This window comes from Pseudomonas wayambapalatensis, assembly GCF_049942315.1.
Lineage (GTDB): Bacteria > Pseudomonadota > Gammaproteobacteria > Pseudomonadales > Pseudomonadaceae > Aquipseudomonas > Aquipseudomonas wayambapalatensis.
The window spans coordinates 1-10924 of record NZ_JBNFMU010000094.1 but is presented as its reverse complement, the minus strand read 5'-3'; the positions used below and the strand labels follow the sequence as shown (position 1 = coordinate 10924).

Annotated in this window: 10 protein-coding genes and 2 pseudogenes; 5 read left to right on the top strand and 7 right to left on the bottom strand. The window is 64.1% G+C overall.

Going from position 1 to position 10924, the window contains the following annotated elements; genetic code table 11:
* Positions 1–40 precede the first annotated feature (40 nt).
* Together ACPZMI_RS03925 and hutC are read right to left on the bottom strand one after the other, a co-directional pair.
* Entirely contained in the window at positions 41–616 is a 576-nt protein-coding gene (locus ACPZMI_RS03925; protein ID WP_426351716.1) for a HutD/Ves family protein, read from the bottom strand.
* Positions 613–1323 carry a histidine utilization transcriptional repressor HutC gene (hutC, locus tag ACPZMI_RS03920; RefSeq protein WP_186666102.1) on the bottom strand — a complete coding sequence of 237 codons (711 nt, stop codon included), beginning with the start codon at positions 1321–1323 and terminating at the stop codon, positions 613–615. The genes ACPZMI_RS03925 and hutC overlap by 4 nt, the downstream gene beginning before the upstream one ends.
* Before the next feature lie 143 nt (positions 1324–1466).
* On the opposite strand from hutC, the gene ACPZMI_RS03915 reads away from it, so the two are divergent.
* Positions 1467–2831 (top strand): formimidoylglutamate deiminase, encoded by a 1365-nt coding sequence (locus ACPZMI_RS03915; protein ID WP_426351715.1) that lies wholly within the window; start codon positions 1467–1469, stop codon positions 2829–2831.
* 56 nt (positions 2832–2887) lie between these two features.
* Here ACPZMI_RS03915 and ACPZMI_RS03910 read toward each other — a convergent pair whose 3' ends face one another.
* Both ACPZMI_RS03910 and bamE read right to left on the bottom strand, forming a co-directional pair.
* Positions 2888–3460: a lipocalin family protein gene (locus tag ACPZMI_RS03910; protein WP_186665756.1), complete on the bottom strand. Its 573-nt coding sequence runs from the start codon at positions 3458–3460 to the stop codon at positions 2888–2890.
* Positions 3457–3711, bottom strand: coding sequence for an outer membrane protein assembly factor BamE domain-containing protein (gene bamE / locus ACPZMI_RS03905; protein WP_054895277.1), 255 nt, complete (start codon positions 3709–3711; stop codon positions 3457–3459). The genes ACPZMI_RS03910 and bamE overlap by 4 nt, the downstream gene beginning before the upstream one ends.
* A gap of 21 nt (positions 3712–3732) precedes the next feature.
* On the opposite strand from bamE, the pseudogene ACPZMI_RS03900 reads away from it, so the two are divergent.
* Positions 3733–4968: pseudogene (locus ACPZMI_RS03900) on the top strand (HAMP domain-containing protein); the annotation flags it as partial.
* A 24-nt stretch (positions 4969–4992) separates the two neighbouring features.
* Positions 4993–5823 (top strand): methyl-accepting chemotaxis protein, encoded by an 831-nt coding sequence (locus ACPZMI_RS03895; RefSeq protein ID WP_426351717.1) that lies wholly within the window; start codon positions 4993–4995, stop codon positions 5821–5823.
* A 52-nt stretch (positions 5824–5875) separates the two neighbouring features.
* Here ACPZMI_RS03895 and ACPZMI_RS03890 read toward each other — a convergent pair whose 3' ends face one another.
* A complete protein-coding gene (locus tag ACPZMI_RS03890) occupies positions 5876–6472 on the bottom strand; it encodes a DUF924 family protein (RefSeq protein ID WP_186665752.1) in 597 nt (198 codons plus the stop codon).
* 3 nt (positions 6473–6475) lie between these two features.
* Positions 6476–7486, bottom strand: a complete 1011-nt coding sequence (locus ACPZMI_RS03885) for a class 1 fructose-bisphosphatase (RefSeq protein ID WP_054895279.1) — start codon at positions 7484–7486, stop codon at positions 6476–6478.
* Positions 7487–7668: 182 nt separating this feature from the next.
* Here ACPZMI_RS03885 and ACPZMI_RS03880 point away from each other — a divergent pair.
* Positions 7669–7713: pseudogene (locus ACPZMI_RS03880) on the top strand (SEC-C metal-binding domain-containing protein); the annotation flags it as partial.
* 19 nt (positions 7714–7732) lie between these two features.
* Here the strand turns inward: ACPZMI_RS03880 and ACPZMI_RS03875 are convergent.
* The gene (locus ACPZMI_RS03875; protein WP_186665751.1) at positions 7733–10183 is read right to left on the bottom strand and encodes a glycogen/starch/alpha-glucan phosphorylase; all 2451 of its coding nucleotides are present in this window, start codon (positions 10181–10183) and stop codon (positions 7733–7735) included.
* A 187-nt stretch (positions 10184–10370) separates the two neighbouring features.
* On the opposite strand from ACPZMI_RS03875, the gene ACPZMI_RS03870 reads away from it, so the two are divergent.
* Positions 10371–10775 (top strand): YkgJ family cysteine cluster protein, encoded by a 405-nt coding sequence (locus ACPZMI_RS03870; protein ID WP_054895281.1) that lies wholly within the window; start codon positions 10371–10373, stop codon positions 10773–10775.
* The last annotated feature ends 149 nt before the right edge of the window (positions 10776–10924 follow it).

Genomic DNA, 10924 nt, shown 5'->3' with positions numbered 1-10924 from the left:
CTGTAGGAGCGGGCTCGTCCCGCGATAGGGCCCTCGAAACTCACACGTGTCGAGGGCTCAACTCGATAACGCAGCAGCGCCCCGATACCTCGACCTCGAGCAAGCCCGCGTTACCACTGAGCTGCAGGCAGTCATACAACCCAAGCACCGACTCCTGCCCCTGGATCGCAACGTGCAAGTCCGCCTCGGCACTGAACACCAGCACGGTCTCGGCCGCACTGAACAGGCGGGTGCCAGCGCCAAACCACTGCAACCGCGCCCCGTACCGGTTTGGCGCATAGATCAGGTTGAAGTCGCGGATCGGGCCACCCTGAAGCGTGCAGGCCACCTGGCTCTCGCCACTGAACGCAAAGGCATCGAACGGTAGCAGCGGCCGGCTTTCGTGACCGTCCACCGACAGGCGCATGCCATCGCCCTGCAGCACGGTGATGATCCGCTGGTAACCGGTGAAACTGGAAAAGCCGCCGGAGGCCTCGATATCGGCGATCGACAGGCGCCAGCCGAACCCGTCCAGGCCAACGCCCGCATCGCGGGTGATCTCTTCGGTGGACCCACCACCGTTCTTCCAGGGCATGCGCGGATAATCGCGGGCACGCAACAACTGCAACTGGCTCATTTGCTGAAACGTCCTTCCAGGCGATGACGGGAACCGGGGTGAATCAAGCGCGCGGCGGTGACCGGCTGGCGGCCCGACCAGGTACGCCGGCGAATCAGCAGGCACGGCTCGCCACGCTCGATCTGCAGCAGCTTGCATTCGTCAGGCTCAGCCAGGATCGCTTCGACCACGTGCTCGCCTTCGGTCAGCGGGGCGACCTGGGACAGATAGGCGTAGGGCGTCTGCCGGGTGAAGTCCTGCTTGAGGTAGTCTGGCGCGATCAGTGCATTGACGTAGCGGTCCTCGATCTGCACCGGCACGCCGTTTTCGTAATGCACGATCAGCGAATGGAACACCCGCTGGCCTTCGCGCATGTCCAGCGCCAGGGCACGCTCGGAGCCGGCAGGCTCTTCGGCCAGGACGATCACCTGACAGCGGTGCTGATGCCCGCGCCCGGCGATCTCGTCGGCGATGTTGTTGACTTCGAACAGCGCCGAGCGGGTCTTGGGTTCGGCGACGAAAGTCCCGACGCCCTGCATGCGGACCAGCAGGCCCTCGGCGGTCAGCTCGCGCAGGGCGCGGTTGATGGTCATGCGGCTGAAGCCCAGTTGGCTGACCAGCTCGCTTTCCGACGGGACGCGATGATGGGGCGGCCAGCTGCCGTTTTCGATCTGCTGGACGATCATCTGCTTGACCCGCGCATACAGCGGCGCCGGCCCTTCGCCCATCTGGGCCACCAGCGCGGAGACGGAAGGTGTCGGCACGGCTATGCATCCTTGTGCAATTTGATTGACGGTAGCTTGCCGCAGTTTACCCGGCAGGCAAACGTCTGTATATGTATATACAAATAACGATACAGGATGACCGAGTGATGTCCGCCTACTTCGCCGAACGTGCCCTGCTGCCTTCAGGCTGGGCCAGCAATGTCCGCCTTGAGGTGTCCGCCGACGGGCGGCTCGAAAAAATAGACGCGAACGCCAGTGCCGAAGGCGCCGAGCGCCTGGCCGGCCCGCTGCTGCCGGGCATGCCCAACCTGCATTCCCACGCCTTCCAGCGCGCCATGGCAGGCCTGGCGGAGGTGGTCGGCAACCCCAACGACAGTTTCTGGACCTGGCGCGACCTGATGTACCGCCTGGTCGGCCTGATCACTCCCGAGCAATTGCAGGTCATCGCCCGCCAGCTGTACATCGAGATGCTCAAGGCCGGCTACACCTCGGTGGCCGAATTCCACTACATGCACCATGACAACACCGGCAAGCCCTACGCCGATCCCACCGAGCTATCCCGCCAGATCAGCGCCGCGGCGAGCGCCAGCGGCATCGGCCTGACGCTGCTGCCGGTGCTGTACTCCCACTCCGGCTTCGGCGGCCTGGCACCGAACGAGGGCCAGCGGCGCTTCATCAACACTACCGAGCAGTACCTGCGCCTGCAGGAACAGCTCAAGCCGCTGCTGGCCGCGCAACCCGCGCAGCACCTGGGCCTGTGCTTCCACTCGCTGCGCGCGGTCACGCCACAACAGATCGCCGAAGTGCTGGCCGCCAGCGACAAGGCATGCCCGGTGCACATCCACATCGCCGAGCAGCAGAAGGAAGTCAACGACTGCCTCAGCTGGAGCGGCCGTCGCCCGGTGCAATGGCTGTACGAGCACGTCGAGGTGGATTCGCGCTGGTGCCTGGTGCATGCAACCCACGTCGAGGCCGACGAAGTCAGCGCCATGGCCCGCAGCGGCGCGGTGGCAGGGCTGTGCCTGACCACCGAGGCCAACCTGGGCGATGGCATCTTCCCGGCCGTCGACTTCCTGGCCCAGGGCGGGCGCATGGGCATCGGCTCGGACAGCCATGTCTCGCTGAGCGTGGTCGAGGAACTGCGCTGGCTGGAGTATGGCCAGCGCCTGCGCGACCAGCGGCGCAACCGGCTATACCGCAGCGACCAGCCGATGGTCGGCCGGACCCTCTACGACGCGGCGCTGGCAGGCGGTACGCAGGCCCTGGGGCAAGAGATTGGCGAGCTGGCGGTGGGCAAGCGTGCCGATTGGCTGGTGCTCGATGGGCAGGATCCGTACCTGGCGACCTCGAGCGGCGACGGCATCCTCAACCGCTGGCTGTTCGCCGGCAGCGACCGTCAGGTGCGTGATGTGATGGTCAACGGACAGTGGGTGGTGCGCCAGGGGCGACATGCGCTGGAAGAGCAAAGCGGGCAGGCCTTCGCAGCGGTATTGCGCACACTGCTGGGCTGAAAGCCGGCGCGATCACCTGCTCGATCGCGCCAAGCCTGGATCTGGAACCCGGCAACTCAATGCCGGGCAACGATTGCCTTGTCCGACACCCGCCAGATCAGCCGGCTGGTGTCATACCCCTGCTGGCGAGCCTTCGACAACAGATTCTCGCGCTCCCATGCCGGCAGGCTCGGGGTTCGCGACAGGATCCACAGGTACTTGCGGTTGGGGCTGCCGACAATCGCGGTACGGTAGTGATCGTCCACGTACAGGATCCAGTAGTCTGCCTTGGTCAGCCCCGGCACCAGGCGAGTGAACCAGTTGTCGAACTCCACCCACAACTTGTCGGTGCGCCCCGGCTCCTCGATGCCGGCGCGGCCCTCGGCGCGCAGCCATTCGTCACCTTCGGTACGGCAACGATTGAGCACGCCCAGGCTGCCATCGGGCCTGAGGTTGTAATGGGCTTCGGATTGCGCACAGCCTTCCTGGAAGCGCATCGGCAGGCGTGCCAGCTCGAACCACTTGCCTTGGTAGCGCTTGAGGTCGACGTTGCCAGCCGTCTTGGGTGCCAGCGAATCCACCGATGAGCTGGCACAACCGCCGAGCACCAGCGCAAGACCCAGCGCCAGCAACAGGTGCACGCGCTTCATTTGAGGCCCTGCCCGGAGTACATCAGCACTTTGTCAGCGGCGTACTGGACACTGATGAAACTCTTCTCGTCGCCCCAGGTGCAACTGCTCATGCCGAGTGCTCCGGAGCACTCCTTCGGCGAGCCGAGCAACTGCTCGACCTCGGCCTTGCTCATGCCGGCCTTGAGCTTGGAATAGTTTTCCTGGTTGATCTTGCTGCAGGCGGTCAGGACGACCAACAAGGACAACAGGGCGAGGGAACGCAACGACATGAAGGGCTCTCCTGGAGATGGATGCAACAGGCGAGACGGCCTGCAGAGAGCTTAGAAGCAAAAATGCCTCCCCGGTTCCCTGCTACCCCTGCTTTCGTACCATGCCGTTGGTCGGGTGCTATCACAAAACGCTCATGGCTATTTCATCGCAGGCGACATAGCATTCAGCGATGTGGCCTTTTGCCGCACCCTCCTCTCGATATGCCTGCGCAGACCTTGCACATGACAAAAAATCTCAAGTTCAGCCACAAGATCCTGGTGGCCGCCGCACTCGTGGTGGCCGTCGCCTTCGCCTGCTTCGTGCTCTTCAACGACTATCGCCAGCGCCAGTCGCTGCGCAGCGACACCGAAACCAGCCTGCAAGCCCTGGGCAACCTGACCGCGGGCAACATCCGCACCTGGCTCGACAGCCGCATGCAACTGCTGCAGTCACTGGCCCAGCAGATCGCCGTGGACGGGCCGCAGAAGGCCAGCCTTGACCGCAGCCTGGCGCTGCCGGTGTATGCCAGCAACTTCCAGCTCACCTACTTCGGCGGCAAAGATGGCCGCATGCAATCGGTGCCGGTCGGCAATCGCGCCCCCGACTACGACCCGCGCGCCCGCGGCTGGTACAAGGCCGCCAGCGCCGCCAACCAGACCATCATCACCGAGCCCTATATCTCGGCGTCGGCCGGCAAGCTGGTGGTCACCCTCGCCACGCCCGTGCAGCAGGCCGGGCAACTGATCGGCGTCAGCGGCGTCGACACTGACCTGCAGACCATCAGCAACCTGGTCAATGCCCTGGACTTCGGCGGCAAGGGCCACGCCTTCATCGTCAACGGTGAAGGCAAGATCCTCATCCATCCAAAGGCCGACCTGGCGCTCAAGACCCTGGCCGACCTCTACCCCAACGCTACCCCGCGCATCGCCAAGGGCATGGCTGAAGTCGAAGCGGACGGACGCAGCCAGTTCATCAGCTTCAGCCACGTCGATGGCGTGCCGGCGGACTGGTACGTCGCCCTGGTCCTGGATCAGGACGCCGCCTTCGCCATGCTGGGCGAACTGCGCACCTCGGCAGTGGTGGCAACGCTGATCGCGATAGTGGTGATCATCGCCCTGCTCGGCCTGTTGATCCGCGTGCTGATGGAGCCGCTGCATGTCATGGGCCGCGCGATGCGTGACATCGCCGAGGGCGAAGGCGACCTGACCCGGCGCCTGACCATCCACGGCCAGGACGAGTTCGGCAGCCTGGGGCAATCGTTCAACCGCTTCGTCGAGCGTATTCACGAGTCGATCCGCGAAGTGGCCTCGGCCACTGGCCAGGTCAACGCCGTGGCCAGCCAAGTGGTGAGTGCCTCCAACGCCTCCATCGAAAATGCCGACCAGCAGTCCAGCCGCACCAGCAGCGTGGCGGCGGCGATCAACCAGCTGGGCGCCGCAGCCCAGGAGATCGCCCAGAATGCCGCCCTCGCCTCGCAGCACTCCAGCGACGCCCGTGACCTGGCCGCGGAAGGCCAGCAGGTGGTTGGCCAGACCATCGATGTGATGAACAAGCTGTCGGCGCGGATCAGCGATTCGTGCGGCAACATCGAGACGCTTAACGCCCACACGGTGAACATCGGCCAGATTCTCGACGTGATCAGCGGCATCTCCCAGCAGACCAACCTGCTGGCGCTAAACGCCGCCATCGAGGCCGCGCGGGCCGGCGAGGCCGGGCGTGGCTTTGCCGTGGTGGCCGACGAAGTGCGCAACCTGGCGCACCGCACCCAGGAGTCGGCGCAGCAGGTGCAGGGGTTGATCGAGGAACTGCAGGCTGGCGCGCAAGTGGCGGTGAGCACCATGAACCAGAGCCAGCAGCACAGTGATCACAGCGTCGAGATCGCCAACCGCGCAGGTGACCGCCTGGGCAGCGTGACCCAACGTATCGGCGAGATCGACGGCATGAACCAGTCGGTGGCTACGGCGACCGAAGAGCAGACGTCAGTGGTCGAGTCGATCAATGTCGACATCACCGAGATCAATACGCTGAACCAGCAAGGGGTGCAGAACCTGCAGAGCACCTTGCGTGCCTGCAACGACCTGGAGCATCAGGTCGATCGGTTGAAGCAGTTGGTGGGGAGTTTCAGGATCTAAGGTTCGACGGCGCCTTCTTCGCGGGTAAACCCGCGAAGAAGGCTGCGCTGATTTAGAACCGGGAGCCCGGCTCCAGCAGAAAGTCCATCTCTTCACTGGTACTCGGCCGCCCCAGCAACAGATTGCGATGCGGGAAACGGCCGAACCGAGCGATCACCCGCTGGTGCTGCTCGGCATAGTCCAGGAAGCCTTCGAACAGCCGACGATTGGCCTCAGGCTGCTCGTCCAGCAACGTCCGGTAGCGCTCCACGCACAGGTTCTGCCAATCCAGCACCTCGGCGTGCTCCAGCACCAGCAGCACGAACACGCGCTGGATCGGCAGCAGCTGATAATCCCAGCCCTTCTGCAAACCCTGCATGGCCACCACCTGGGCACGCCGGTCGCCCTCGAAGGCGCGCGGCGTGTCGCGGTAGATCATGCGCGGCAACTGGTCGAGCAGGAGCAACAGACCAAGCCAGCCCTGCGGGCTTTGCTGCCACTCGTCGAGCCCACCGGCCAGGGCCTGTTCGACCAGATCGCCGAACAGTGCCTGGGCATCGGCATCGTGATGCTTGCCGAACCACTGCGTACTCTTCTCGTCAGCCACGGCCTGGGCACTGGTGCCCCAACCGAACCACCACTCCAGCAACGGCTGCCAAGGTGCGAGCATGACTTACTCCTTGTGATAGGCGGTGACGCGCTCGACCTCTTCCTTCGAGCCCAGAATCACCGACACACGCTGGTGCAGGCTCTCAGGCTTGATGTCGAGGATACGCTCGTAACCGTTGGTCGATGCGCCGCCAGCCTGCTCGATGATGAACGACATCGGGTTGGCTTCGTACATCAGGCGCAGCTTGCCCGGCTTGCTCGGCTCGCGAGCGTCGCGCGGGTACATGAACAGGCCGCCACGGGTCAGGATGCGGTGCACGTCGGCCACCATCGAGGCGATCCAGCGCATGTTGTAGTTCTTCTTCAGCGGCCCGGTCTCACCGGCCAGCAGCTCGCCCACGTAACGCTGCACCGGGGCTTCCCAGTGGCGCTGGTTGGACATGTTGATGGCGAATTCGGCGGTGGTTTCCGGCACGCGGATGTTTTCGTGGGTCAGGACGAAGCTGCCCAGTTCGCGGTCCAGGGTGAAGCCCTTGACACCATTGCCCAAGGTGAGGATCAGCATGGTCTGCGGGCCGTAGATCGCATAACCGGCGGCGACCTGCTGGGTGCCTGGTTGCAGGAAGGCGTTTTCGTTGAGGGTTTCGTTCTGGCTCAGGTATTCGTTCGGGCAACGCAGCACCGAGAAGATGGTGCCGACCGAGACGTTGACGTCGATGTTCGACGAACCGTCCAGCGGGTCGAAGACCAGCAGGTAGGCGCCTTTGGGGTACTTGCCCGGGATCTGGTAGGCGTTGTCCATTTCTTCGGACGCCATGCCGGCCAGGTGGCCGCCCCACTCGTTGGCCTCGAGCAGGATGTCGTTGGAGATGACGTCGAGCTTCTTCTGCACTTCGCCTTGCACGTTTTCGGTGCCCATGCTGCCCAGCACGCCGCCCAGGGCGCCCTTGGACACGTGGTGGCTGATCTCCTTGCACGCGCGCGCCACCACTTCGATCAGGAAGCGCAGATCGGCAGGAGTGTTGTTGCTGCGGGTCTGCTCAATCAGATAGCGACTCAGGGTAACGCGGGACATGTATGGCTCCGAAGTGGAAAGGGGTAGAAAAACCCCCGCAGTTTACAGGGAGAGTGGCAGCCTAGCGAGCGAAGAGACTCGCCTGGCGGATCAGACGGTGGTTCAGGCGATGAGTTCAGGCAGTTGGTCGGCGGCGACCTGATCGCGGGGCAAGCCCGCTCCCACAGGCACCCCGCTGATCCCGAAACCAACGGTGCACCTGTGGGAGCGGGCTTGCCCCGCGATAGGGCCGGAACTGACACCCTGCTAATCCAACGCCTTCCATATCTCGGTGGCATATTCGCGAATGGTGCGGTCCGACGAGAACCAGCCCATCCGTGCGGTATTGAGCACCGCCATGCGCCACCACTCCTGCGGCGTATGCCACAGCTCCTCGACCCGCCGCTGGGCGTCCCAGTACGCATCGAAATCGGCGCACAGCAGGAAGCGGTCGTAGGCCACCAGGCCGTCGATCAGCCCGGCATAGCGCCCTGGATCATCCGGCGAGAACACCCCGCTGCGGATCGCCTGCAACACATCGCCCAGACGCCCGGAGGCGGCCACGGCCGCCGCTGCACCAAAATCGCCCGCACGCTTGCGCGCCTCGACCTGCTGGGCGGTCAGGCCGAAGATGAACATGTTTTCCGCGCCGACCTGCTCGCACATCTCGACGTTGGCACCATCGAGGGTGCCGATGGTCAGCGCGCCGTTGAGGGCGAACTTCATGTTGCTGGTGCCGGACGCTTCGTACCCGGCAGTGGAGATCTGCTCGGAAAGGTCGGCCGCCGGGATGATGCTCTCGGCCAGGCTGACGTTGTAGTTGGGCAGGAACACCACCTTGAGCAGCCCGCGCACGGTGGGGTCGTTGTTGACCACCCGAGCGATGTCGTTGGTCAGCTTGATGATCAGCTTGGCCTGGTGATAGCTGGCTGCCGCCTTGCCGGCGAAGATCTTCACCCGCGGCGCCCACGGGGTGCCGGGGTCATTGCGCATGGCCTGGTACAGCGCGACGGTATGCAACAGGTTGAGCAACTGGCGCTTGTACTCGTGGATACGCTTGACCTGCACGTCGAACAACGCTTCGGGGTTGACCGTCACGCCGATGCGGTCCTGGATGATGCTCGCCAGTGCGCGCTTGCTATGCAGGCGCTGGGCGGCGAACTGCTTGCGGAAGGTGGCTTTCTCGGCGTGGGGCGCCAGCGCCTTGAGCTTGCCCTCCGGATCGTCCAGCACCTCGGCGCCCAGGGCGTCGACCAACATGCCGGTCAACTGCGGATTGGCCTGGTACAGCCAGCGGCGGAAGGTGATGCCGTTGGTCTTGTTGTTGATCCGCTGCGGATACAGCTTGTGCAGTTCGGCGAACACCGTGCTCTTCATCAGCTTGCTGTGCAGCGCCGACACGCCGTTGACGCTGTGCGAGCCGAGAAACGCCAGGTTGCCCATGCGCACACGGCGGCCGTTGTCCTCCTCGATCAGCGACACCGCGCGCAGCACGTCGAAGTCGTGCAGCCCTTTGGCCCGCAGCGCGTCGATGTGGTACGCGTTGATCAGGTAGATGATCTGCATGTGCCGCGGCAGCATGCGTTCCATCAGCGCCACAGGCCAGGTTTCCAGGGCCTCGGGCAGCAGGGTGTGATTGGTGTAGGCCAAGGTGCCGACCGTCAGCTCCCAGGCCTTTTCCCAGGGAATGGCATGCTGGTCGACCAGCAGGCGCATCAGCTCGGCGACGGCGATCGAGGGGTGGGTGTCGTTGAGCTGGATCGCCGCCGAGTCCGGCAGGTTGAGCAGGTCATCGTGCATGTTCAGGTGACGTCGCAGCAGATCCTGCAGCGACGCGGAGACGAAGAAGTATTCCTGGCGCAGGCGCAATTCCTGCCCCGCTTCGGTGCTGTCCGCCGGGTAAAGCACTCGCGAGATGCTTTCGGCCCGCGCCACTTCGGCCACCGCCCCCAGGTGATCGCCGGCATTGAAGCGCTCCAGGTGCAACTCTTCGAGCGCCCGGGCGCGCCACAGGCGCAGGGTGTTGACGCTGGAGCCGCGCCAGCCGACCACGGGCGTATCGTAGGCCACGGCACGCACGGTTTCGCCCGGCGTCCAGACCTGCCGGGCAACACCCTGGGCGTCGTGCAGCGTTTCGACACTGCCGCCAAAACTGATCGGATAGATCACCTCGGCGCGCTCGAACTCCCAGGGGTTGCCGAAGTCCAGCCAGTTCTCGGTCTGCTCCTGCTGCCAGCCATCGACGATGGCCTGGCGGAACAGCCCGTGCTCGTAGCGGATACCGTAGCCATGGGCAGCGATGCCGAGGGTCGACATGCTTTCCATGAAGCACGCCGCCAGCCGTCCCAGGCCGCCATTGCCCAGCGCGGCATCGGGCTCGAGCAGGCGGATGCGTTCAAGGTCCACGTCCAGCCCCTCGAGCGCTTCACGGGCGATCTCCAGATAGCCCAGGTTGCTCAGGCTGTCGTACAGCAGCCGGCCGATGAGGAACTCCAGGGAAAGGTAGTAGACCCGCTTCTGGCTGCGCCGGTAGGCCTGGCGGGTGTGGTCCATCCAGTGGTCGACCATGTGATCGCGGGCGGCCAGGGCGATGGCTTCGAACCAGTCATGGTCGAAGGCATGTTCCGGGTCCTTGCCGACCGCGTAGGTCAGTTTGTCCAGTACAGCGGCGCGAAAAGCGGCCACCTCGGCGTCACGAGCTTTGGGTTCCTGGGACATGCGGCATCCTCGGGCAAGTTGACGAATACGGAGGGAGATTGAAGAGACTAGACCCTTCGACAGGGAGTGACAGGCTACGGTTCGCAGTTTTCATGCCGCCTTGGCGATTCCGGCAAAAGGTTGTTCACAAATTGAACAACTCCGGTATGATCGCGCGCCCCAAGACCGTGATCCGCCCACTATTAAAATGAAACCGACCCTGATCGCCGCCGCCGAAGTCGACCGCCTGGAAACCTGGCAGCGCTACACCAGCAGCATGTGCCATGGCTGCCACTCGACCTGCTGTACCCTGCCTGTGGAGGTGAAGATCAAGGATCTGATCCGCATCGGCGTGGTGGACGAGTTCGAGAAGGACGAGCCGCCGAAGAATGTCGCCAAGCGCCTGCAGAAAGAAGGCATCATCGAGCGCTTCAACCAGAAGTCGGGCATTTTCACCCTGACCCGAATGAGCAACGACGATTGCATGTATCTGGACCGTAAGAGCCGGCTGTGCACCATTTATGACAAGCGCCCGGACACCTGCCGCAACCACCCGAAGGTCGGACCGCGGCCGGGGTATTGTGCATACAAGCCCAAGGTGGTTGGGCGATAGGCCTGTAGCGCCGGTTCGGGCCTCTTCGCGGGGCACACCCAACCCCCCCAGTCCTGCTCACGCCCCACCCCCTTGGGAAAGGGCTTGCCCACCAAGAGGACAGTACAAACACAACAAAAACCGCAGACAAAAAAAAAAAACCCCCAGCC

Coding starts and splice junctions, on each gene's coding strand:
- ACPZMI_RS03925 (WP_426351716.1), bottom strand. CDS start 616: ATGAGCCAGTTGCAGTTGTTGCGTGCCCGCGATTATCCGCGCATGCCC.
- hutC (WP_186666102.1), bottom strand. CDS start 1,323: ATGGGCGAAGGGCCGGCGCCGCTGTATGCGCGGGTCAAGCAGATGATC.
- ACPZMI_RS03915 (WP_426351715.1), top strand. CDS start 1,467: ATGTCCGCCTACTTCGCCGAACGTGCCCTGCTGCCTTCAGGCTGGGCC.
- ACPZMI_RS03910 (WP_186665756.1), bottom strand. CDS start 3,460: ATGAAGCGCGTGCACCTGTTGCTGGCGCTGGGTCTTGCGCTGGTGCTC.
- bamE (WP_054895277.1), bottom strand. CDS start 3,711: ATGTCGTTGCGTTCCCTCGCCCTGTTGTCCTTGTTGGTCGTCCTGACC.
- ACPZMI_RS03890 (WP_186665752.1), bottom strand. CDS start 6,472: ATGCTCGCACCTTGGCAGCCGTTGCTGGAGTGGTGGTTCGGTTGGGGC.
- ACPZMI_RS03885 (WP_054895279.1), bottom strand. CDS start 7,486: ATGTCCCGCGTTACCCTGAGTCGCTATCTGATTGAGCAGACCCGCAGC.
- ACPZMI_RS03875 (WP_186665751.1), bottom strand. CDS start 10,183: ATGTCCCAGGAACCCAAAGCTCGTGACGCCGAGGTGGCCGCTTTTCGC.
- ACPZMI_RS03870 (WP_054895281.1), top strand. CDS start 10,371: ATGAAACCGACCCTGATCGCCGCCGCCGAAGTCGACCGCCTGGAAACC.